The sequence below is a fragment of the Lamprobacter modestohalophilus genome, assembly GCF_016583905.1.
Taxonomy (GTDB): Bacteria; Pseudomonadota; Gammaproteobacteria; order Chromatiales; family Chromatiaceae; genus Lamprobacter; species Lamprobacter modestohalophilus.
This window is the reverse complement of record NZ_NRRY01000001.1, coordinates 231,281-254,756: the sequence shown is the minus strand read 5'-3', so window position 1 is coordinate 254,756 and position 23,476 is coordinate 231,281. Positions and strand designations below refer to the sequence as shown.

The window sequence follows — 23,476 nt, the reverse complement described above, 5'->3', positions numbered from 1 at the left end:
TTTGGTTTGTCGCTTCTTGGGAGCCGCTTGCGAACAATGAATCTTAGAGACAGCAATCTCGCTAAATTGCCAGATCGCGTGTTTGATGCGCTGATCATCGGTGGTGGCATCAATGGCGCGGTCTCGGCGGCCGCGCTCTCGGGTAAGGGGGCGAGTGTGGCGCTGATCGATCAGCGTGACTTCGCGGGCTTTACCAGTCAGCAATCGTCGAACCTGGCTTGGGGTGGCATCAAGTACCTGGAGAGCGGTGATTATGGCTTGGTGCGCAAGCTGTGCCTAAGCCGTAATCATTTGATCGATAGCTATCCGAGCCGGGTGCAAGAGATCCGCTTCTTCACCACGATCGATAAGGGCTTTCGGTTTTCGCCTTGGTTCCTTTGGATCGGCACCTGGGTCTATTGGCTGTTCGGTAATGGCTACACCCGTATCCCGCGCCTGATGAGCAAAGGGCAGATCCGGCGCGAGGAGCCGGTGGTCAATACGAGTAAGGCCGCCGGTGGCTTCGAGTATTCCGATGCCTATCTGCACGATAACGACTCGCGCTTCGTGTTCCAGTTCGTGCGCGCGGCGATGGATCGCGGCACCATTGCGGCCAACTATGTCGAGTCGCTCGGCTCGCGGCGCGAGGAGATCGGCACAGAGCGCGGTAAGGACACAGTCTGGATCACTGAGGCGCGCGATACCCAGAGCGGCGAGACCTTTCAGATCCGCTCCAAGATCCTGATCAATGCCGCTGGCCCCTTTGCGGATGGCCTCAATCAGCGCAACGGCGAGCAGACCTCGCATCAGCATCTGTTCTCCAAGGGCATCCATCTGATCGTGCCGCAGATCACACCGCAGCAGCACATCCTGACCTTCTTTGCCGATGATGGCCGGCTGTTCTTCGTCATCCCGATGGGCGTGCGCACCTGTATCGGCACCACCGATACGCCGGTTGAGAGCCCGTTTACCGAGGTGACCGACGAAGACCGGGATTTCGTGCTCGAGAACATTAATAAGCGCCTCGAACTGGCCAAGCCGCTGACCCGAGCTGACATCATTGCTGAGCGCTGCGGGGTGCGCCCGCTGGTGGTCCAGCGCAAATCCAATACGACCAGCGACGCCGCGGAGGGTGCGCGCGACTGGATGCAGCTCTCGCGCAAGCATGCGATCGATGTTGATCCGGCGCGCACGCATCTGTCGATCTTTGGCGGCAAGCTGACTGACTGCGTCAATGTCGGCAATGAGGTGGCGGAGATTGCGACCCAGATCGGCATCAGGCTGCCTCATCCGCACTATCGCTGGTACGGCGAGCCGCATCGCTCGGTCTATCAGGAGTACAGGCACCAGGCGCGGCTGATGGATCTGGATAGCTACACCTCGCCGGATTCGATCGAGCCGCTCTCGAGCCGGCTGTGGCGGCGCTACGATCAGCAGGCGTTTGAGCTGCTAGCGCAGATCCGCGAGGACCCGCGCCAGGCCGAGGTGCTGATCAAGGGCACCGACTACACGCGCTGTGAGATCCAACTCGCCAAGCGTCAGGAGATGATCGTCACGCTTGAAGACTTTTTGCGCCGACGCTCGAAGATCGCGCTGGTGGTGCCACGCCAGACCATCCAGCAGGCCGAGGGTCTGATGGAGGCCTGCGAGATCCTGTTCGGCGATCAGGCACAGGCGCGTTATGACGAGTATTTCTGCGAGGATTGCGGGGTCACACCAGCGCAGTCGCGGCAGACGACAGACGTGGCTGAGCCGGGAGCCGTCTAGCCTGACGCCGCTGCACCGAATGCTCAGCCAGTGAGACAAGCTGCACGGCGCTCCTGACCAAGGAAATATAACCAGAAGATTGACACCATTGAGGAGACGCTCATGACGCCGTTTCTCGCCGAGCTCATCGGAACCGCACTGCTGATTTTGCTCGGTAATGGCGTCGTCGCAAACGTCGTGCTGAGCGGCACCAAGGGCAACGGCTCCGGCTGGATCGTGATCAGCTGGGGTTGGGGCATGGCGGTGTTCGTCGCCGTATTCACCATGGCGGCGTTCAGCGGCGCGCATATCAATCCCGCCGTCTCGGTCGGGCTCGCCATCGCCAATAAGTTCGACTGGGCGCTGGTGCCGGTCTATGTGGCCGCTCAGTTTTTAGGGGCCATGCTAGGTGCGACCTTGGTCTGGCTGATCTATCGGCCGCACTTCGCGCTCACCGAGGACCAGGATCTCAAGCTCGCCTGCTTCTGCACCGCACCGGCGGTGCGTGATCCGATCTCGAACCTGATCTCGGAGGTCGTCGGCGCCTTTGTGCTGGTGTTCGCGGTGCTGTTCCTGGCGGTCTCGGTGTTCGGGCTTGGTGCCTTGGATGCCTTGCCGGTCGGACTGCTGGTGCTGGCCATCGGCCTGAGCTTAGGCGGCACCACCGGCTATGCGATCAACCCGGCGCGCGATCTGGGACCGCGCATTATTCACGCGCTATTGCCGATGCCAGGCGGCAAGCGCGATAGCGACTGGGGCTATGCCTGGGTTCCGATCGTCGGCCCGCTGATCGGCGCCGCGCTCGCTGCTGGACTCTATCTGTTGCTGCAAGATCCCACCAGCGTGCAGTTCCGATGAACCTAAAAAGAGCATTTGAACCGCAGATGACGCAGATTAACGCAGAGATTTCAATGCGCTGCAGTTCATCATTGCCTCACCTGTTGGGCAGCCTTGCCAACCCCGATAAAGCCTTGTTTTATATTGTTTTCATCTGCATATATCTGCGTCATCTGCGGTTTATAGGATGAACGGCCTCGATCGCCAACGTCGGCAGTTGCTTTCAGCCGCTGCGCTCGGCCTCACCGCCTGGCCATGGCTGCGCGCGTTTGCCTCTGCGGAAGCCGCGCTGGCCTCATCCGCAACATCAACCGCAGAGCAGACGACAGCGCACACCCGCCTCGCCCAACTCGATCTTGGCGAGATCGAGCCACAACGCCTCGCCGCCGCGCGGCGCTGGGTGCGCGGCGAATTCCAGCCTTCCACGCTGAGCGAGCAGGAACAGCTGGCCGAGATGGCCTTCTTCATCCAGGCCGCAAAGCCGTTCAGCGGCCAGCGCATCCACGTCGCCTCCGAGACCATCCCGACCCACGTCTACGAGCAGCGCTTCCTGGCGCGCGCCTTCTTCGAGATCACCGGCATCCGCGTCCAGCACGATCTGCTGCACGAGGGCGAGCTGGTCGAGCGCCTGCGCCAGCAGACCCGCACCGGCCGCAATCTCTACGACGCCTATGTGAACGACTCGGACTTCATCGGCACCCATAGCCGCAATGATGCCGTGGTGCCGATCTCGGACTGGATCAGCGGCGAGGGCGCGGCGGTCACGCTGCCAACGCTGGATCTGGACGACTTCATCGGCCTGGCCTTCACCACCGGCCCGAACGGCAAGGTCTACCAGCTGCCCGATCAACAGTTCGCCAACCTCTATTGGTTCCGGCTCGACTGGTTCGAGCGCGACGACCTCAAGCGCGCCTTCCAACAGCGCTATGGCTATCCGCTTGGCGTGCCGCTGAACTGGTCCGCCTACGAGGACATCGCCGATTTCTTCACCAATCAGGTCAAGGAGCTCGACGGCCGGCGCATCTGGGGCCACATGGACTATGCCAAGGTCGACCCCTCGCTCGGCTGGCGCTTCACCGATGCCTGGCTGTCGATGGCCGGAGTCGGCGATCAGGGGCTGCCGAACGGCCAGCCGGTCGATGACTGGGGCATCCGCGCCGAGGGCTGCCACCCGGTCGGCTCCTCGGTCAGCCGAGGCGGCGCCACCAACAGCCCAGCCGCGGTCTATGCGCTGCGTACCTATCTCGACTGGCTCGAGCGTTTCGCGCCGCCCGAGGCCCGGCAGATGACCTTTACCGACGCCGGCCCGGTGCCGGCACGCGGCGATATCGCCCAGCAGGTGTTCTGGTACACCGCCTTCACGCCGGACATGGTGCGTGCGGGCTCGCAGGTGATGCACGCCGACGGCAGCCCGAAATGGCGCGTCGCACCCTCGCCGCACGGCGCCTACTGGGAGCCCGGCATGAAGCTCGGCTATCAAGACTGCGGCGCCTGGACCCTGCCCGCCAGCACCCCGCTTGATCGCCGGCGCGCGGCTTGGCTCTATGCCCAGTTCTGCGTCTGCAAGACGGTCTCGCTGAAGAAGACGCTGGTCGGGCTGACCCCGTTTCGCGACAGCGACCTGCGATCGCAGGCGATGACCGAGGCGGCGCCGAGCTTGGGCGGATTGGTCGAGTTCTATCGCAGCCCGGCGCGCAATGTCTGGACCCCAACCGGCCTCAACGTGCCGGACTATGCCCTGCTCGCCCAGCTCTGGTGGACGCGGATCGGCCAAGCCGTGACCGGCCGCGCAAGCCCCCAAGCGGTGATGGACGGTCTCGCCCAGGCCCAGGATGACACGCTAGAGCGCCTCGCCCGCGCCGAGCCCGAGCTGCGCTGCGCTCCGAAGATCGGCGCCGCCGAAGACCCCGCGGCCTGGCTCGCGCGGGCGGGTGCGCCCAAGCCGGCAATGGAGAACGAAAAGCCGCCTGGACGTACTATCGCTTACCAGAACCTGATTGAGAGCTGGAATCCGCGCGGCTAACTCACGTGCTCGCTTAGAGACGAGACTTCCAAACGGTCGCCAGCGGCAAACTCAACCCTGGCAGCAGCCGATTCTCGCCAAGGCTCTCGGACTGCCGTAGAGTTCTATTGAGCCAATAGAATCAGAGCCAGTAGAATCAGAGCAAATCAGAACAAATAATAGTGTAACAATGCGCCATCTACCTGCTGAATGGGAGCCGCAACAGGCGGTGATACTGACCTGGCCGCACGCGGACACGGATTGGGCCGCGCAGCTCGACGCGGTCGAGGCCATCTACCGACGGTTGGCACAGCTGATCACGGCAGACCAGGACCTACTCATCATCTGCAGGGATGAGGCACATCGGCGCGCGATCCAAGCGCAGCTTAATGAAGCATCGAACAAGGATTACCCAGCCGTCGGGACAGGAACCGAGGCTGAGGCTGAGGCTGAGGCTGAGGCTGAGGCTGAATCTACCGAAGAAGCTCAGGCCAAACCAGAAACTGAAGCCAAAACTAAATTCAGAGCAAAAGCCGGCACTAGGGGTCAAACGAAGCGCATCCGCTTTGCCGTTGCCCCGAGCAACGACACCTGGGCGCGCGATCATGGACCGATCAGTGTCATCGACCGCGCCACCAACGCGCGCGTCCTGATCGACTTCCGCTTCAACGGCTGGGGTGGCAAGTATCCCGCCGAGCTCGATAACCGGATCACCACCCAGGTGTTCGCCGCCGGCGGCTTTGCGGCGCCACATGAAGCGCATCTAGATGATCCCGGGTCGAATTCAAATGCCCATCCCAGTGCGTCCGTTTTCAGAGACGCCACCTTAACGGTCATGGCCAGCGGTCAACCTCAGAAGATGAGCCGCCCGAGATTCAGCTTAGGCAGCGCCCGCGACCGCCTTGAATCAAGTTCTCTAGTGCTCGAAGGCGGCGCCATCGAGAGCGACGGCGCCGGCAGCTTGCTCGCCGTGCGCCGCACCATCATCGATCCGGCTCGCAATCCAGGCTGGAGCCAAACCGAGATAGAGGCCGAGCTGCGCGACCGACTGGGTCTCGAGCGCTTCCTCTGGCTCGAGCACGGCCAGCTCAGCGGCGATGATACCGATGGGCACATCGACACCCTCGCCCGCTTCTGCGATCCGCAGACCATCTGCTACGCCGCGAGCGATGATCCCAGCGACCCCGATCATCCCGCATTGGAGCGGCTTGCAGCCGAGCTGCGCACCCTGCGCCAGCGCAACGGCGAGCCCTATCGACTGGTCGCCCTGCCGCAACCGGCGCCGATTCATGACGAGGACGGCCAGCGCTTACCCGCTGGCTACGCCAATTTCCTGATCATCAACCGCGCCGTGCTCGTCCCGGTCTACGACGACCCCGCCGATGCGATCGCCTGCGAACGCCTCGCCGGCTGTTTTCCGGGCCGCCGCATCGAGCCCGTCGCTTGCCGGCCGTTGATTCGGCAAGGCGGCAGCCTGCATTGCATCACGATACAGTTACCCGGCTAAGCAGACCGAATAGTCCCCAGCCAAGGGACCAAGGCGACTGAATAGCCCCGCCTGGAGGGCGGACAACCGCAAGAAGATTCAATCCCGGCAGCTTGCCGGCAGGTAGCGCGCAGGAACGCCCTCGCTTCCGAACGGCGCAACACAGCGCCAGCCCATCTGGCCGAGCGCTCCGGGGTTAAGCTGCAGATAGAGCAGCTTACCCTCAATGGGCGCCATGCCGTAGCGAATCCGGATCTGCTGATCCGTGCTGTTCCACCAGATACGCTCAACATACTGGCCGGATGCCGCGCCCGATGTTGCGCTCACCGGTAACCCCAGCTCCTGCAGCAGCGTGAGCCAGTTTGTTGCGCTGGGCAGACCGCCGTTGACGCTGTGATATTCGAGCACGGCGGTCTTAACCGGGGCCAGCAGCACCAGGCCCTCGCTGACCTTGGCTCGGGTCACAAGATCCTGATAGGCCGGGATCGAGACGGCTGCCAAGATCCCGATAACGGCGACGACGATCATCAGTTCGATGAGCGCAAAACCGCCTGGACGGAACTGATCAGAGCTTTGCTTGGGATGCTGATTCAAGCGCCGCTCAGCGGCCTGCGCAATGCCTCGCTGATGGCCTTGCTCAAGCAGGGATTTCAGTCGGGCTTGTACGGTATCCATATCATTACACCGCCCCACCACGGGCCCGTCGCCTCAGGCCCGTGCAAAAGATATTGGCTCGATAGATCGCTACATCGGCCGATCAGAGACTGAGCAGCGTCATCATCCGTTCGACTGAGCAGGCCTCAAACGCTGCCTGATCAGCGCAGAGCGAAAGGATCTCATCGCTATTCTTCTGGCTGATGCGCCCGCGCAGATAGCGTTCGAACTTGGCCTTGAGCAACGGGATGCCCTCGCCCCGGCGGCGTCGATGACCGACCGGATAATCGGCGCTGACCTTCTCGGTGCTCGAGCCGTCGCTGAAGAACACCTGCACCGCGTTGCCAATCGCGCGCTTGTCGGCTTCTAGATACTCACGGCTGAAGCGCTCATTTTCGACCACCTCCATCTTCGCGCGGAGTTCATCAATCAGCGGATTGGCGGCAGCGCTATCTTCATAGTCATCGGCACTGAGACTGCCCTGGATCAGCGGCACGGCGACCATGTACTGCAGGCAGTGGTCGCGATCGGCCGGGTTGCTCAGCGGACCAGTCTTATTGATGATCCGATCGCCGGATTCGGTGGTCTCGATCAGGATGCGGTCGATCTCACCGAGCCGATCCTTGACCTCTGGATGCAGGGTGATCGCCGCTTCGACCGCAGTCTGGGCATGGAACTCGGCTGGATAGCTGATCTTGAACAGCACGTTTTCCATCACATAGGTGCCAAACGGCTGCTCGAGGCGAATCGGCTTGCCGTCGAAGCTCACATCTTGGAAACCCCAGCCCTTGGCCGTCAATGCCGAGGGATAGCCAATCTCGCCGCTGGCGGCAATCAGCGCCAGGAACAGCCCGCGCGAGGAGGCATCGCCAGCCGCCCAGGATTTACGCGGCCCGGTGTTCGGCGCATGCCGATAGGTGCGCAGCGCCGAGCCATCGAGCCAGGCATGGGAGACGGCGCTGAGCACCTCATCACGGCTGCAGCCGAGCATCGCCGCCGAGACCGCTGCCGAGGCGATGCGCACCAGCAGCACATGATCCAGTCCGACCCGGTTGAAGCTATTCTCGAGCGCGAGCACGCCCTGGATCTCGTGCGCCTTGATCATCGCCCGCAGCACGTCGCCGAGGGTGACTGGCACCCCGCCGCGTGAGCCGTTTTGACGCGCGCGAAAATCCGCTAACGCCAGGATCGCGCCGAGATTATCCGAGGGATGCCCCCATTCCGCCGCCAGCCAGGTGTCGTTGTAATCGAGCCAGCGCACCATCGCGCCGATGTTCCAGGCCGCGCGCACCGGATCGAGTTCATAGGGGGTACCGGGCACGCGGGAGCCACCCGGCACCTGGGCACCGGGCACCATCGGCCCGAGCAGCTTGGTGCAGGCCGGATAGTTCAGCGCCAGCAGCGCACAGCCAATGCTGTCCATCCAGTCATAGCGGGCGGTCTCCATCGCCTCCCGACTCTGGCGGACATCGTAGCCCAGCACATAATCGGTGATCTGCTGGATCACCTCGTCGTAGTCAGGACGCGAGGCGTCTAGGGTGGCGGCTTTACTCATCAGGAACGCTCCTCAATCGGCACCCAGGGACGATTCTCGGGGCCTGTGTAGTTGGCGGATGGACGGATGATCTTGCCATCCTCGCGCTGCTCGATCACATGCGCGCCCCAGCCAGTGACGCGCGAGATCACGAACAGCGGCGTGAACATCGCCGTCGGCACGCCCATCTGGTGATAGGACACTGCCGAGAACCAGTCCAGGTTCGGGAACATCGTCTTCAGCTCCCACATCACCGATTCGAGCCGCTCAGCGACAGAGAACATCGTCATATTGCCGGCCTCTTCGGAGAGAGCCTTGGCCACCCGCTTGATCACCTGATTGCGTGGATCAGCGACCGTGTAGACCGGATGCCCGAAACCGATGACGATCTCCTTGCGCCCAACGCGCTCACGGATATCGGCCTCGGCCGCATCGGCGCTGTGATAGCGGCTTTGAGTCCGAAAGGCTTCTTCATTGGCACCGCCATGTTTCGGCCCACGCAGTGCGCCGATCGCCGCAGTGATGGCCGAATACATGTCTGAGCTGGTGCCGGCGACCACCCGCGCGGCGAAGGTCGAGGCATTGAATTCATGCTCGGCATAGAGCACCAGCGAGGTATGCATCGCCCGCACCCAGGACGCCTTGGGCGCCTCACCATGCAGCAGATGCAGGAAATGGCCGCCGATCGAGTCATCATCGGTCTCGACCTCGATGCGCCGGCCATTGACCGCGAAGTGATACCAGTACAGCAGCGCCGAGCCGAAGCTCGCCATCAGCCGGTCGACGATCTCGCGCGCCTCGGCAGCGGGATGGCTGTCGCGCTCCGGCAGGCAGCTGCCCATCACCGAGCAGGTGGTGCGCATCACATCCATCGGGTGCGCCGAGGCCGGGATCGCCTCCAACGCCTGTTTCACCGCCTGTGGCAGACCGCGCATCGAGCGCAGCTTGGTCTTATAGGCGGTCAGTTCGGCGGACGTTGGTAATGCGCCGTGGATCAATAGATAGGCGATCTCCTCAAACTCTGCCTGCTCGGCGAAGTCGAGGATGTCGTAGCCGCGATAGTGCAGATCGTTGCCGGTGCGCCCGACGGTGCAGATCGCGGTATTGCCAGCAGCGGTGCCGGACAGGGCGACGGATTTCTTCGGCTTGGGCAAGCCGCTGTTGTTGGGATTGTTGGCGTTACTAGCGTTGCTGGGGTTGTTGGCTTTGTTATCGTTGTGATCGTTGGCGCTGGTGCTGGCGCTCTTATTCGTCTCAGTGGCGTTGGTCATGGCCCTACTCCGCAGCAAAGAGTTGATCGAGCTTCTGCTCGTAGGCGTGGTAGCCGAGATAATCATAGAGGTCGGCGCGGGTCTGCATCAGCTCCATCACCGGTGCTTGGGTGCCTTCGTTGCGCAAGGACTGATAGACCTTGAGCGCGGCAGCATTGGCGGCGCGGAAGGCGCTGAGCGGATAGAGCGCGATGCTGACACCGACGCTGGCCAGTTCATCGACGGTGAACAGCGGCGTCGAACCAAACTCGGTGATATTGGCCAGCACCGGTACACCAACCGCATCGATGAAGGCACGATATTGCGCCAGCTCGGTCACCGCCTCTGGGAAGATCGCATCCGCACCCGCCTCGACGCAGGCTTGGGCACGCTCAATCGCCGCATCCAGCCCCTCGACCGCGAGCGAATCGGTGCGCGCCATGATCACGAAATCATCGTCGAGCCGGGCATCGACTGCGGCCTTGATCCGATCGACCATCTCCTGCTGCGGCACGATGGCCTTGTTCGGCCGGTGACCACAGCGCTTCTGCTGCACTTGGTCTTCAAGGTGCACCGCCGCCGCGCCGGCCTTGTTCATACTGCGCACCGCACGGGCGATGTTGAAGGCGCCGCCCCAACCGGTATCGATGTCCACCAGCACCGGCAGCTCGGTGACATCGGTGATGCGGCGTAGGTCGATCAACACATCATCCATGGTGGTGATGCCGAGATCCGGAATCCCGCAGGAGCCGGCCGCAACGCCACCACCGGAGATGTAGAGTGAGCGAAATCCAGTCGCCTCGGCGAGGCGAGCGTGGTAGGCGTTGATCGCGCCCGCGCATTGCAATGGCTTTTCCTCAGCCATCGCGGCACGGAAACGGGCGCCGGGATTGGTGGCGACGGTCATCGTTGATCCCCTCAGTGGTCGTTGTGATCTCAGGTTATTTGAACCACAGATAAACACAGATGGACACGGATCGAAGAGAAAAGGATCTGTGTCCATCTGTGGTTCAGTTCTTATGCATTCGCAGGCAGTTGTCATGAGGCGATAACCAGGCCTGATCATGTGAGTGCCTGCTCCAGATTGCGGCGCGATGAGCGCACATGCTGGCGCATCACCAACTCGGCCATCTCGGGATCGCGCGAGCGCAGCGCACTCAGCAGGTACTGATGCTCCTCGAACGCCTGCCGAGAGCGCTTGCTGCGCATCCCGAACTGCACCCGGTACATCCGCAGCAGGTGATAGAGATCCTCGCACAAGAGCTCGATCAGTTGCCTGTTCTTACTGCCTTGGACGATCCGGAAATGAAAGTCCAGATCGCCTTGCTTTTGGAAATAGGCTTGGCCCTGCTCCTGCTCGATCTGCTGACCATGCTGCTCGAGCAGCGCGCCGAGTGCGTCGATCTCGGCATCGCTCATCGCCTCCGCGGCCAACCGCGCCGCCATGCCCTCGAGCGCCTCGCGCAGCTGAAAGATCTCGATCAGCTGCTCAGCACTCAGCTCGACCACGCGCGCGCCCAGGTTTGGCTTGCGCTCGACCAGCTTGCAGGCCTCGAGCCGGGCGATCGCCTCGCGCAAGGAGCCGCGGCTCACACCATGGCGCCGTGCCAGCTCAGGCTCGCTGATCTTGCTGCCCTGCGGCATCTCGCCTTCGACGATCGCCCGCTGCAGGGCATCGAACAGGCGATCGGTCAGGGTGCCAACCGGGCTGGGCACACTGGGATCAAGCTCGATCAGGCCAGGCTCAGTCATCACCGGCGCAAGCAAAGTGTCAACACCTCATGCAAATATTTGGGCAATTCCGGGTTTAGACTAGCAGATAACACGAAAGATGTCGACACAATCAGGATTTCAACTCAACAATGTCAGGATAACGGCCGAACGCACTTTCTGATGTTTACATCAAGAGCCCCCTTGTGTAGCGTTGATCCTCAGATCAAGACCCGCATGCATCGACATGGACCGCACACAGATTCCACTCAGCGCCGAGCAACACCAGCGACTTGGTGAAGAAGCACAGCGTCGCGGCGTCAGTTTTGCTTCGCTGCTCCACAGCCTCATCGACGACCCCCTTGACCAGCAGGAGCAGTCACCGGCGGTAGACCCGCTCACCGCACTGATCGGCATCGGCGAAGGCACCGGCAAAGCGATTGGTCGCCATCACAATCGCCATCTGTACGAGCGTTGAATCCTTGCAGCTTGCCTTCGTCGATACTGGTGCCTGGTATGCCCTGCTGGACAACAAAGACCCGGACCACATGGCGGTCGTGGAGGCCTTTGTGGAATACCGTGGCAGATTGGTGACGAGTAACTACGTCTTCGCCGAGACCCTGACCCTGGTGCGCTACCATCTCGGTTGGAGCGTTGCCCATCAGTTCGGCAGCAGCCTGCGCGAGCGGCAAGTTGCGCGCCTAGAGCGCGTGACCCCGCAAGACGAGGCCGCCGCCTGGTTCATCTTTGAGCAACAGCAGGACAAGCACTACAGCTTCACCGATTGCACCAGCTTTGCACTGATACGGCGCCTGGCGCTGCCGATCTGCTTGGCCATCGATCCAGACTTCCGCGCCTTCGGCCTCCATTGCTTGCCGAGCCTCCGTTAATGCTTGCCGAGCCTCAGCTAACAGCCTGCCCGACACTCACTTGAACAACCGGCCTAGAATCGGCCCTGCCAAACAGCCCATGAGGCTTGAAGGCTGCTCAAGGTGTTCGCGGACAGACATTGATTGGAAACGACTATGCCTACCGCTGACACAGCCGCGACCCGTTATCAAGTCGTCGCCGACGGCGTCTTCTGCATCGAGACCGGCCTCTACCGTGACGGCCTCGCAGCCTGCTATCTGATTCGCGAGCGCGACCGGCTCGCCTTCGTCGATACCGGCACCGCCAACAGCGTGCCCGGCCTGCTTGGGGTGATCAAAGACCTCGGGCTGACGCCGGAGCATGTCGACTATGTGATCCCAACCCATGTGCATCTAGACCACGCGGGCGGCGCTGGCGCCCTCATGGCCGCCTGCCCCAACGCAACCCTGGTCATCCATCCCAAGGGCGCGCCGCACCTGATCGATCCATCCAAACTCACCGCCGGCGCGACCGCTGTCTACGGCGAGGACGCCTTTGCCCGAGACTTCGGCGCGCTCGAGCCAGTGCCTGAGGCGCGCGTCATCGCCGCCAATGACGGCCAGACCTTTGACCTCGCGGGCCGTCAGCTCAGCTTCATCCACACGCCCGGCCATGCCAACCACCACGGCTGCATCTTTGACGGAGGCTCCGGCGGTCTCTTCACCGGCGACACCTTCGGCATCTCCTATCGGGAATTCGACACCGCCGCCGGACCCTGGCTGTTCGCCCCGACCACACCGGTGGCCTTCGATCCGGACGCCTGGCAGCAGAGCCTGGATCGGATGCTAGCGCTCGAGCCTGTGGCCGCCTTCCTGACGCATTACTGCCGCATCGATGCCCCGGCGCAGCAGGTCGATCAGCTCAGACGGAGTATCCAAGACCTCGCCGCCATCGCGTTGGAACATGCCGATGAGCCGCAGCCCGCGCGTAAGGACCGCATCAAGGAGGCGATCAGCACGCACTTGCTCGCTGATGCCCGCGCCCACGGCTGTACGCTGGACGAACCGCACATGCGCGAGCTGTTGGCCGTGGATCTGGAGTTGAACGCGCAAGGACTGGAGGTCTGGCTCCAACGGCGCGAGAAGCGCGGCCGTTGAGGTTATCGTTGCTATACAATCACTCCCATTCACCTCCTACTCACCGCGCATACCCCATCGCCCGCAACGACTGCGCGATCTCATCCAAAATCGCCGGATCATCAATGGTCGCCGGCATCGCCCAGGTCTCGTTATCGGCGATCTTGACCATGGTGCTGCGCAGGATCTTGCCGGAGCGGGTCTTCGGTAGCCGGGAGACGATGGCGACGAGCTTGAAGGCGGCAACCGGGCCGATCTGATCGCGCACGCGCTGGATCAACTCAGCATTCAGCTCGGCGACGCCGCGCTCGACGCCGGCCTTGAGCACCACCAGCCCCAGCGGCAGCTGCCCCTTGAGCGCGTCGTGCACACCGATGACCGCGCACTCGGCAACATCCGGATGGCTGGCCAAGACCTCCTCGATCTGCCCGGTCGAGAGCCGGTGTCCGGCGACGTTGATCACGTCATCGGTGCGGCTCATGATCCACACATAGCCATCGGCGTCCTTGAAGCCGGCATCACCGCTCAGGTAATAGCCCGGATGCCGGCTCAGATAGCCCTCGCGAAAGCGCGCGTCGTTGTTCCAGAGCGTCGCCAGACAGCCGGGCGGCAGCGGCAGCCGGATGCAGATGTCGCCCATCTCGCCGGCCGGGCGCTCATCGCCCCGATCATCCAGCACGCGCACGTCGTAGCCGACCATCGGCCGGGTCGGCGAGCCAGGCTTGACCGGCAGCGGCTCGATGCCAAGCGGATTGGCGGCGATGGCCCAGCCGGTCTCGGTCTGCCACCAGTGGTCGATGACCGGTTTGTCGAGCAGTTGTCGCGCCCAATGCAGGGTGTCCGGATCGCAGCGCTCGCCAGCGAGGAACAGGCTCTGCATCCCGCTGAGATCGTAGCGCGCTAGATGCTCGCCCTTGGGATCTTCCTTCTTGATCGCGCGGATCGCGGTCGGCGCGGTGAACATCACCTTGACGTTGTGCTCGCTGATCACGCGCCAGAAGGCGCCCGGATCGGGCGTGCCAACCGGCTTGCCTTCGTAGATCAGCGTGGTGCAGCCGGCCAACAGCGGCCCGTAGATGATGTAGCTGTGGCCAACCACCCAGCCGACGTCGGAGGCTGCCCAGAACACATCGCCGGCCTGGACGTTATAGATATTGGCCATCGACCAGTGCAGCGCCACCGCATGACCACCGTTATCGCGCACCACGCCCTTGGGCCGGCCGGTGGTGCCAGAGGTATAGAGGATATAAAGCGGATCGGTCGCTGCGACCGGCACGCAGTCAGCTGGCTCAGCGGCGAGCTGCGGTCGCTGTTTGATGATGCAGGCAGCGGGCTTGTGCGTCGCCTGCTCAATCGCGGCATCGATCAGCGGCTTGTAGGCGACCAAGCGGTTCGGCTCGATGCCACAGGAGGCCGAGAGCAGCAGCTTAGGCTGGCAGTCGTCGATGCGGGTTGCGAGCTCGCGCGCCGCGAAGCCGCCAAACACGACCGAATGGATCGCCCCGAGGCGCGCGCAGGCAAGCATCGCCATGGCCGCCTCTGCGATCATCGGCATGTAGATGATCACTCGATCTCCATGACCGACCCCCTGTGCAGCAATCGCACCGGCCAGTGCAGCAACCTGATCGCGCAACTCGCGATAGCTGTAACGCTGGACTTGCCCGGTGACCGGGCTATCGTAGATCAGCGCCAGGCGCTCGCCCTGACCAGCATCGACATGCCGATCGAGCGCGTTGTAGCAGGTGTTTAGCTGCCCGCCGGCAAACCAACATGGGATCGGCTGCGCTGCGCGGTCGAGCACTTGCTCCCAGGATTGATCCCAATGCAGCCCGTCGGCAACTTCGGCCCAGAAGGCCTCAGGCTGTTCGATCGAGCGCTGATAGATCTCGGCGTAGGTTTCCATCATCAGACCCCTCTAGTGGCGATGCTATTGTTTTCGTCCCAGTCTTAGTCGATTTTCCGGTCGATCTGTTCGTGGAATCAACAGTCGGGGCAGTTCCCGAGACCGAGACAGCGGATTGTGCCTGAACATGGGTCCTAAAAGGGCTCGTCCGCACGGAGCCTATGGGATTACGATCAGCGAGGCATGCTGCAGGCGCCGCGATCTCCGATCGCTGCGAGATTTCGATTCAGCTAATCCTTGCACCCAATCGGCCTCGACGGGATCATCAAGCACTAAGACGATTGTCGGAAAAGCTCGTGCCAATTTGCGACGGCATTTCGTCTGTCTTCAAGGGGCGTTGCCGATCCACCGCCCCCTCAACTGAACCTGTTCAACGCCCACTGGAGAAACAGATGAATTGGTATCTCGAGGTCTTACGCAAATATGCAGTGTTCACCGGCCGCGCCCGCCGCAAGGAGTACTGGTATTACTTCCTGATCAATTTCCTGATCATCACCGCGCTGCTGCTCATCGACAACATGCTCGGCACGCTCGACCCAGAGGCCGGCATGGGACTGCTCAGCGGCATCTACGCACTGGCGGTGCTGATTCCCGGCATCGCAGTGGCGGTGCGACGCCTGCACGATACCGACCGTACAGGTTGGTGGGTGCTCATCGCCCTGATTCCGATCGTCGGCCCGATCATCCTGATCTTCTTCCTGATTCAGGACAGCACCGCTGGCGACAATCGCTTCGGGCCGAACCCGAAGGCCGTCGAGACCGAGGTCAAACATCCATAGCACGTCGCCACTCCGGACGATGAAACGCTTGTTTCATCGCCCTTTGTGCCCGCTCAGGGCGCCTTGGAGAAGCAGGGCGGACCATCCCAAGGGCAGTAACGGTGGCTTCGATACACCAGGCTCAATTCGAAAACCACGAAGCCAAGTCAGGATTTCCAGAGGTTAACGAACATAACCAAGTGTTATACTCGGCTTTAATCGTTTACCTCAACGCCCGGAGACAACGCCATGGCCCCTATCCTCGCTAGCATCGTCCTAATCGTGGAAGCCGTGATCGCGCTCGGTGTCCTGCTCGTGATTCCAGCTGCGCTCGGATATGGCGCCTTTTCCGCCCTTCAGCATAGGGAGAATCGCGGCTAAGGCGAGCGAAAAGACCAGCAAGGCGGTATGAGCTTTGACAGAAATCGCCTAAGCAGTCGCCCTAGGCACCACACCTGCTCAGCCCTTTGTCAGCCCCGATCCGACTCATCGCTTAGCTCGTGTTTGACAAAGGATCGGTGCAAGACTAACCAGAACATCGACAGACCCGCGAAACCCTTCTTGGGCTGACATCGCTAGCTGAGTGGTGCCGCTTGTTTAAGCGTTGGATGCTGCTCAGCGATCGATGCCTGATCCCTGATATTGCCTCGCCCTGGTCACCATCTCGGCCAGTGGGCAGCCAGGGGCTCGGTCGCAATACCGAGATGACCAACACCGGCGAGCACCAGCGCCGGATCGGGAGTCAGCCCGATCAGCAAGACGCTTAGCCCCATCAGCACCAGCGTCCAGGGCCAGGCGCGCAGGCTGATCGGCTTCAGTGCAGTGCCAAACGAACGTTTTACGCGCCGATCCAACAGATCAACACTCGCGATCTCATCCATCGTCAGATGGGTGACATAGCCGAGCAGCACAAAGCCTCCCGCGAGCCAGGCCAACACCGCGTCTAGACGAAGCAGGGTGTCGGCAACCACGGTCACAATCAGCGTTATCACGACCGCCATCAGCAGCGTGTGCCAGATCCCCCGATGCACCGTCAACCGCGCGAATGCCCAGCGCAGCGGAAAGGCGATCAGCAGCGCGACACCAATCCAAACCGCGACCTGCTCGAACAACCCAACCAACCCAGCGAGCCGGAAGGCAACCCAGAAGCCAACAATGATGCCGACGACATTGAATAGGCCCCGCACCGGTTTCGAATCATCGGCATCGATATCCGGCAGCAGGCTGGCCGCCGTGCCGAGCACGAACAGGGCCTGAGTCTCGGTACTGCTCGACAGCCCTTCGCCATAACTCGCGAAGGCGGCAACACCGGATACCAGCGCACCGCCGGTCAGATGTGAACGGAAGTTAGCCACCCGATGCGCTCCAGGGAGAGGTATTCCATGACCATGAACTGTTCCTAAAAACCTAAACAAAGTTGCTCATGGTGGTTTTTAAGCGATTCGCTCTCCGTTGATAGCGCCCTGGCGGGCGAGCAACTGGAGTCCGGGTTGGGCAGTCTCAACCGGAGGCGCTCAGTCCGCGCTTGCAGGATCGCCTTCACCTGTCGATACGGCGTGAACCGCTCGATGTCCGGATCGGTTAACCGTGCCAGCACGTTTCGCGCAGCGTTCTGGTCCGCCTGCAACACCTCCCCGTCGACACAGTGAAACCGATCCCCTTGGCGTTTGCCGAGGAGGCACCCGTTGCGGGAATCGATTTGCGAGGTGTAGGCCGGATTGACCAGAACGACCGCAGAACCTCTGCGGCTTGAAACACTGTCAAGCGCTTCGGCAATGACGCCTTTCGTCCAGGCGGTGAGCCTGCGAGTGACGTTCTTGCCGAAGGACTTGCCTGCCATCGGGGCGGTGAGGTCTTCTGTAGCGATCACCACGGCTTTGTCGACCACGTCATGGACCGCTTGAAAGACGGTGTCGCGGATGCGCGCATGGGCGTTGTCCATCTGCCGATCGAGCTTTTTGCGCCCGAGATTGAAGCGGCGGATGTGCTCGCGCTTGCGCGGGTTGCGAGTCTTGTTGGCGAGCGCGCGCAGTTTGGATCGGCGTTGGTACTTGGCCTTGAGCTTATCCGAGGTGTCCGTGAGCAGCGCGCCCAGCTCGGGGCCGTGGTGCTCGCCATCGGAATCGACCAGCACCTCGGAGTAGCCTTTATCGACGCCGATGGTGCGCTCGCCGCAGTCCTGGGTGACCTCAGCGTCGATGGTGTAATGCACCTCGAGACGGCCATCGTCTTTGAGGATGAGGCGCAAGGTGCCGGTGGGCGCGACGGTGCTGTTGAGCGGAATGGCGATGCGCTGGCCTTTGGTCAGGCCGGGGATCTTGATCCAAGTCCGCCCGCCGAGCTGGAAGCTGGTGTAGTTGTCCGATCGGACGATGATCTGGTTGTGGGTGTGGTTGTGTCCGCGCATCCAGTACCGACGCATCACCCGGCGCAGATAGGGATCGCTGGTCCAATCGTTGATCTTCAGCGCGGTGAACAGCCGCTTCTGTTCAGCCTGGTCTTGGGTGTGACGCCCGATGCAGCGGCGTGCTTTGACCTTGGCGGCTTCCATGTTGGCGGTGATGTCGCCCTTGGCATCGCGCAAGGTTTCCTTCCAGGCATTGGCTGAGACCAGAAAGGCGCGGCCTTCGCCTAACCAGGCATCGCGAATCTGGCGATCTGACACGCCCACGCCTTGAAGCGAGCCAAAGCGCTGCCAGACCTCGGAGCGTACTTGCCCGAGCCGCTTGGCCTGTTCGCGCAGTGCCGCGAGCTTGCCCTGGTTGGGCCGCTTGGCGTGCAGGATGCGCGTCACCTTCATTCGCACCGCTCCGTCGGCTGGCGAATCGGTGTCTCGGCAAAGTCCGTTTTGATCTGCTGCTTGTACTTGCGCATCCTGGACAAGCGGCCACTGAAGGTCTGGACGATCGCCAGCAGGTCTTCGACCAGCTCTTGCTCGGGCGAGAGCGATTCCTGGTTGACCACGACGATCTCGCAGCCGTTTTCCTCGGCAATGTGGGAGAAGAAATCGAAGCCAAAGCGCATCAGCCGGTCCTTGTGGGCGATCAGCAGTTGGCGCACTTCCCCGCGCTGGATGCGATCGACCAGGGCGAGAAAGCGTTTGCGCTTGAAGTTCATCCCGCCGCCGATCTCGCTGACCCACTCGTCGACCGCGATCCCGGCGTTCAGACAGTAGGTTTCCATCGCGCTGACCTGGGAGGCCAGGTCGTCCTTCTGGCCCGCACTCGAGACACGGCAGTAGACCACGACGTCCCGGGTCTTCGGTGCCCCGCCCAGCATCAGGCGCACGTCAGACTCGTCGAAATACCGATGCCCCGACGGCAGCCGCTTGGGCTGCAGCTTTCCCTCGGTCTCCCAGCGCCGGATCGTCTGGGGCGAGCGGCCAATGCGCTTGGCGAACTCGCCGATGCTGTATCGCTTGCTCATAAAGAGCAATTATAAATAACTTCGGAAACAAATAAAGGAACTGTTTTTTGCTCCCGTCGTTAGTGGCCAAGGCTATTTGCACCTGAGGTTACCCTGAATCTCACGCGATTCATCTTCCGGGCGAGCACCGCGCCATGAGCGTTAGGCAGACGGATCATCAAACATCTTGTTCCAATCATCCCGCGCTAACCACCTTGCTCTAATCGGCTCGCGCCCGGCGAATCGCGCTGATGCGAGCCTCGCGTAACCGCTCCGGGATCAGTGCCTTATCTGTACTGGATCGGGCGATCTCACCAGCATCCACCGCCCGTACAGCCTGGGCGAGACTGCGCATGAGACTCGCCTGTGGATAATCACGCTCGCCGTAACCGGTGCGGCCGCGGAAGTCTGCCTCGCAGGCGATCAGCATCTGCTCGAAGCGCTCGGGTCGGCGGAACAGATCGACGCCTTCGAACAGGTCTTGGATCGTCGCCGCACGCAGTTCATCGACCTTGTGGACCTTGCCATGGAAGCGGGCGGTGATCCGGGCCAGCTCGCAATAGCGCTTCGGCACCCGCAGCCGCTCACAGACATCGGCGACCAATGTCACGCCTCGCTCTTCGTGGCCATGGTGGCTGGGGAGGATCTCGGGCGGGGTATTGCCCTTGCCAAGGTCATGGCAGAGTGCCGCGAAACGCACCTCAGGCAGCGGCGAGAGCCGCGCCGCCCTGTTGAGCACCATCATCACATGCACCCCGGTATCGATCTCGGGATGCCACTTGGCCGGTTGCGGCACACCCCAGAGCCGATCCAGCTCCGGCAGCAGACGCTGCAAGGCACCGCAGGCGCGTAGGGTCTCGAAGAACACCGACAAGCGCGCCTCAAGGCACTGCTCGCTGAGCACCTTGGACAGCTCGGCCCAGACCCGTTCTGGCACCAGCGCATCGACCTCACCGGCCTCGACCATACTCCGCATCAGCGCCAGGGTCTCATCAGCGATGCGAAACCCACGCCCATGCAGACGCGCAGCGAACCTCGCGATCCGCAGGATGCGAACGGGGTCTTCGCCGAAGGCCGGTGAGACATGGCGCAGCCGTCGCTGCTCCAGGTCGGCCAGGCCGCCATAGTGGTCAATAATCCGTCCATCCGCGGTCTCGGCGAGCGCATTGATGGTCAGATCGCGGCGCTCGAGATCCTGCTCCAAGGTCACGCACGGTTCAGCATGGAAGACGAAGCCATGATAGCCCGGAGCGGTCTTGCGCTCGGTGCGCGCCAGCGCGTATTCGTCCTTGGTCTGCGGATGCAGGAAGACCGGGAACTCCTTGCCCACAGGCACAAAGCCGCGCCGCAGCATCTCCTCGGCATCGACGCCGATCACGACATAATCACGCTCCTGGACCTCGAGCCCGAGCAGACGATCGCGCACAGCGCCGCCAACGAGGTAGAACTCCAGGCCTGAGGTGGCAGCGTCACTCATCACAAGTCGGCAAGATCGCCTCCGAATCGGTTACAGCGTCCGATTATGCCAGCCCAAGAAGGTTCAGCGCCGGGGCGGCGAGCCTCGTAGAATGTGGGGTCATCTCGTAGGCACCTCTACGCTAACGGTCGGTCACGCTTTCGCCATGGCACGTTTCCTCAGTCTCTCCATCCTGCTCGCCGCGGTTCTCTACGGCATTTGGCCCTACTACAGCATCCTGCGGATCAACAACGCGCTGGAAAAACCGGAGGCCGAAGCGCTAGCGCCGGTCGTCGACCTGGTCGCGATCCAAGGGCACTTCAAGGCGCGCATCGAGAGTGGCGTCGACAGCCTTTTGCCGCAGGACCAGAATCGTCAACCCGGCAGCAGCCAGAGCGGCAGCTCGGCCGGCAGCCAAAATGATAGCCAAAATGGCGGCCAAAGCAGCGCACAGAATGCGCTGCAGCTCGACGCCGACAAGGTCCTTGGCTGGCTGGCCGGCAACCTCAAGCAGCTCGGTGATGCGGCGCTGGATCAGGCCATCACCCTCGACTGGGTCCGCAGCACCCTGCTTGCCGCCACTCGGCGCGCCAACAGCGAAGCCGGCCCGCAAGGCGACAGCAGCCTCATCGGCGCCGTCGATTTCGCCTTCTTCGAATCCTGGAACCGTTTCGTAATCCGGCTTGGCCGACTCGGCGAAAGCCCCACCTTTGTGATCTTGACACTCGACGGCGCTGAGTGGCGGGTGACCGACATCACCCACTGACCGATGACCCGTCACGCCGCACCATGGCGAACGGCTGACCCCGCGTTCTGATCAGCCCATTACACACTCGGATCGGACTTCACTACAGACATAGCGCGTAGCCAACCCGGATGATGTAGCCAACCCGGACGACGAAGCACTTGTTTCCCGGCAAGACTGATCCTTTTAACACTGATCCCTTTAACACAGGCCCTGAGGTAATCCGATGTCCCAGCGATCTGCTTTGATGCCCGCCTTGGCGGGCCTGACCGGCCTCTTTCTGTTTCTGATGGCAAGCCATGCCGCTGCCTTCAAGTGCATACCGATCTATGGCAATTGGTGCGGCATTAACCATCCTAGCCATGGCTGGCCGCCACCCGTGGATGCCTTCGATGCCGCCTGCATGCATCACGATCTCTGCACCTCGCAGCCCGGCTCCGATACGCCCTGCGACATCGCCTTCGTCGGCGAACTGCGCAGCATTGCCGCACAAGTCGGCTATCTGCCGCGTCCGCTGCAATGGGCCGAATACGTGATCCGGCTCAAGTCCGGTGGTTCTTGGGGCGGCATGCCGATGCCAACGCCCGGTGACGCGATGGGGGTGATGTCGAGCCTGGCCTCGCCTTGCTGGTAATAGCGCATCAAGCCCGGTGATCCGCGCCGGCGAGCGCTGAGACAGCGGCCCGTCCGGCGCTCACATCAACGCGCCACAGCAGCACCGCTCCAATCAGGAACAGCAGCAGGATAGGGAGCAGCGCGAGGCGCGGATCTCCCCCCACAGCGGCGGTCGTGCCGACCAGGAAGGGCCCAAGCACCGCCGCAAACTTGCCCACCATATTGTAAAAGCCGAACCGCTCAGCGGTCTGTCCAGCCGGAATCAGGCTCGCGAACAGCGCCCGACTCAAGGCCTGAATACCGCCTTGAACGAGGCCAATCGCAATCGCCAGAGCGTAGAAGTGCTCGACGCGGCTCATCTGCGAGGCCGCGGCGATCACCAGCACATAGATGCCGATCGCGAGCAGGATCGACGGCTTGGGTCCGAAGCGCACCCCAAGCCGGCCAAACACCAAGGCCGCCGGGAAACCGACGAACTGGGTGATCAGCAGCGCGACCATCAGGCTCGAACTCGGGAAACCGAGATCCAATCCGTACTTCACCGCCATGAACACCACGGTATCGACGCCGTCGATGTAGAACCAGTAGGCGAGTAGAAACAGGAAGGTGTTCGGCAGCTTGCGGATCTCACGAAAGGTCAGCGCCAGCTCGCCGAAGGCGCCTTGGACCGCGGCGCGGAAACGACGTCGGCCCAGCCCTCGGCTCTCGGGCACGAGCAGCAGCAGCGGCAGGGTAAAGACCGCCCACCAGAGCGCAACGCCGAGGAAGGATAGGCGCACCGCCGCCGCCTCATCCGCAAGACCAAAGCGCTCAGGCATCAGGACCATCAGCACGAAGCAGGCGAACAGGAGGCCGCCACCGAGATAGCCCAGCGCATAGGCCAGCGATGAAGCGCGCTCGTAGTCGCGCGGCGCGGCGACATCGGTGATCAGCGCATCGTTGAAAATGTTGCTGCCGAAGAAGCCGAGCAGCCCGGCCAGATAGAGCAGCAGCGCCATCTGCCACTGGCCAGCGCCAACCCAATACAGCCCCCCGGTCGCGAGCAGACCGAGCAGCGTAAAACCGAGCAAAAAGCGTTTCTTGGCGCCGAGCTGATCGGCAAGCGCGCCCAGGATCGGCGCGCTCAGCACCAGCATGAGGCTGGCTGCGCTGCTGGCGTAGCCGAGCCACTGGGTGCTCTTGGTATCCGGCAGCTCGCTCGCCCAGAATTGGCTGAAGAAGACCGGGAAGAAACCGGCGATGACGACCGTCGCAAAGGCCGAGTTGGCCCAGTCATAAATGGCCCAGGCCAGTAGGCTTCGCCGATTTGAAGGCGCCGGCATCAGCAGCTGGGGGTTCCGTCTGTCAGCGTCCAGGCATGAGACCACCTCGGGGGACGCGCCCGGCACCGCCTTGGCTGCCTAACGCTCAT

Annotated in this window: 21 protein-coding genes; 10 read left to right on the top strand and 11 right to left on the bottom strand. The window is 62.4% G+C overall.

Translation table 11 applies throughout. The annotated features are described in order from the left end of the window. Positions 1–36: 36 nt before the first annotated feature. From CKO42_RS01015 to CKO42_RS01000, 4 genes are all read left to right on the top strand, one after another. A complete protein-coding gene (locus CKO42_RS01015; protein ID WP_200236839.1) occupies positions 37–1,746 on the top strand; it encodes a glycerol-3-phosphate dehydrogenase/oxidase in 1,710 nt (569 codons plus the stop codon). A 102-nt stretch (positions 1,747–1,848) separates the two neighbouring features. Next, positions 1,849–2,583, top strand: coding sequence for an MIP/aquaporin family protein (locus CKO42_RS01010; protein ID WP_200236836.1), 735 nt, complete (start codon positions 1,849–1,851; stop codon positions 2,581–2,583). Between the two features lie 166 nt (positions 2,584–2,749). Further along, positions 2,750–4,585, top strand: coding sequence for an ABC transporter substrate-binding protein (locus CKO42_RS01005; protein ID WP_200236833.1), 1,836 nt, complete (start codon positions 2,750–2,752; stop codon positions 4,583–4,585). 169 nt (positions 4,586–4,754) lie between these two features. After that, on the top strand, positions 4,755–6,071 hold the full coding sequence (locus CKO42_RS01000) for an agmatine deiminase family protein (RefSeq protein WP_200236830.1): 1,317 nt from the start codon (positions 4,755–4,757) through the stop codon (positions 6,069–6,071). 78 nt (positions 6,072–6,149) lie between these two features. Here CKO42_RS01000 and CKO42_RS27825 read toward each other — a convergent pair whose 3' ends face one another. From CKO42_RS27825 to CKO42_RS00975, 5 genes are all read right to left on the bottom strand, one after another. Then, the gene (locus CKO42_RS27825; RefSeq protein WP_200236826.1) at positions 6,150–6,725 is read right to left on the bottom strand and encodes a pilin; all 576 of its coding nucleotides are present in this window, start codon (positions 6,723–6,725) and stop codon (positions 6,150–6,152) included. 82 nt (positions 6,726–6,807) lie between these two features. After that, entirely contained in the window at positions 6,808–8,259 is a 1,452-nt protein-coding gene (locus tag CKO42_RS00990; protein ID WP_200236823.1) for a bifunctional 2-methylcitrate dehydratase/aconitate hydratase, read from the bottom strand. After that, positions 8,259–9,509 carry a bifunctional 2-methylcitrate synthase/citrate synthase gene (gene prpC / locus CKO42_RS00985; protein ID WP_200236819.1) on the bottom strand — a complete coding sequence of 417 codons (1,251 nt, stop codon included), beginning with the start codon at positions 9,507–9,509 and terminating at the stop codon, positions 8,259–8,261. Before prpC ends, CKO42_RS00990 begins: the two co-directional genes overlap by 1 nt. 4 nt (positions 9,510–9,513) lie before the next feature. Continuing rightward, positions 9,514–10,395: a methylisocitrate lyase gene (prpB, locus tag CKO42_RS00980; RefSeq protein ID WP_200236816.1), complete on the bottom strand. Its 882-nt coding sequence runs from the start codon at positions 10,393–10,395 to the stop codon at positions 9,514–9,516. A 155-nt stretch (positions 10,396–10,550) separates the two neighbouring features. Continuing rightward, entirely contained in the window at positions 10,551–11,240 is a 690-nt protein-coding gene (locus CKO42_RS00975) for a GntR family transcriptional regulator (protein ID WP_200236811.1), read from the bottom strand. Positions 11,241–11,445: 205 nt separating this feature from the next. On the opposite strand from CKO42_RS00975, the gene CKO42_RS00970 reads away from it, so the two are divergent. From CKO42_RS00970 to CKO42_RS00960, 3 genes are all read left to right on the top strand, one after another. Further along, positions 11,446–11,676 (top strand): hypothetical protein, encoded by a 231-nt coding sequence (locus CKO42_RS00970; protein WP_200236807.1) that lies wholly within the window; start codon positions 11,446–11,448, stop codon positions 11,674–11,676. Between the two features lie 4 nt (positions 11,677–11,680). Continuing rightward, complete coding sequence (locus CKO42_RS00965; RefSeq protein WP_200236805.1) at positions 11,681–12,088, top strand: type II toxin-antitoxin system VapC family toxin; 408 nt, start codon at positions 11,681–11,683, stop codon at positions 12,086–12,088. Positions 12,089–12,223: 135 nt separating this feature from the next. Continuing rightward, positions 12,224–13,204, top strand: coding sequence for an MBL fold metallo-hydrolase (locus CKO42_RS00960; RefSeq protein WP_200236802.1), 981 nt, complete (start codon positions 12,224–12,226; stop codon positions 13,202–13,204). A gap of 40 nt (positions 13,205–13,244) precedes the next feature. Here the strand turns inward: CKO42_RS00960 and CKO42_RS00955 are convergent, their stop codons facing one another. Continuing rightward, positions 13,245–15,089: a propionyl-CoA synthetase gene (locus CKO42_RS00955; RefSeq protein WP_274608863.1), complete on the bottom strand. Its 1,845-nt coding sequence runs from the start codon at positions 15,087–15,089 to the stop codon at positions 13,245–13,247. 389 nt (positions 15,090–15,478) lie between these two features. Between CKO42_RS00955 and CKO42_RS00950 the strand changes: the two genes are divergently transcribed. Beyond that, a complete protein-coding gene (locus CKO42_RS00950) occupies positions 15,479–15,865 on the top strand; it encodes a DUF805 domain-containing protein (protein WP_200236799.1) in 387 nt (128 codons plus the stop codon). 635 nt (positions 15,866–16,500) lie between these two features. Here the strand turns inward: CKO42_RS00950 and CKO42_RS00945 are convergent. The 4 genes from CKO42_RS00945 to CKO42_RS00930 all read right to left on the bottom strand — a co-directional run bounded on the left by CKO42_RS00945 (position 16,501) and on the right by CKO42_RS00930 (position 20,702). Then, entirely contained in the window at positions 16,501–17,199 is a 699-nt protein-coding gene (locus CKO42_RS00945; protein WP_200236796.1) for a metal-dependent hydrolase, read from the bottom strand. A gap of 44 nt (positions 17,200–17,243) precedes the next feature. Next, a complete protein-coding gene (locus tag CKO42_RS00940; protein WP_200236793.1) occupies positions 17,244–18,644 on the bottom strand; it encodes an RNA-guided endonuclease TnpB family protein in 1,401 nt (466 codons plus the stop codon). Then, positions 18,641–19,270 carry an IS607 family transposase gene (locus CKO42_RS00935; protein ID WP_200236784.1) on the bottom strand — a complete coding sequence of 210 codons (630 nt, stop codon included), beginning with the start codon at positions 19,268–19,270 and terminating at the stop codon, positions 18,641–18,643. The genes CKO42_RS00940 and CKO42_RS00935 overlap by 4 nt, the downstream gene beginning before the upstream one ends. A 199-nt stretch (positions 19,271–19,469) precedes the next feature. Beyond that, positions 19,470–20,702, bottom strand: coding sequence for a multifunctional CCA addition/repair protein (locus tag CKO42_RS00930; protein ID WP_200236967.1), 1,233 nt, complete (start codon positions 20,700–20,702; stop codon positions 19,470–19,472). Between the two features lie 169 nt (positions 20,703–20,871). Between CKO42_RS00930 and CKO42_RS00925 the strand changes: the two genes are divergently transcribed. Next, a complete protein-coding gene (locus tag CKO42_RS00925; protein WP_200236774.1) occupies positions 20,872–21,471 on the top strand; it encodes a DUF2939 domain-containing protein in 600 nt (199 codons plus the stop codon). 205 nt (positions 21,472–21,676) lie between these two features. Next, positions 21,677–22,084: a phospholipase A2 family protein gene (locus CKO42_RS00920; protein ID WP_200236772.1), complete on the top strand. Its 408-nt coding sequence runs from the start codon at positions 21,677–21,679 to the stop codon at positions 22,082–22,084. A 7-nt stretch (positions 22,085–22,091) separates the two neighbouring features. Here the strand turns inward: CKO42_RS00920 and CKO42_RS00915 are convergent, their stop codons facing one another. After that, positions 22,092–23,387, bottom strand: a complete 1,296-nt coding sequence (locus tag CKO42_RS00915) for an MFS transporter (protein ID WP_200236769.1) — start codon at positions 23,385–23,387, stop codon at positions 22,092–22,094. Positions 23,388–23,476 lie beyond the last annotated feature (89 nt).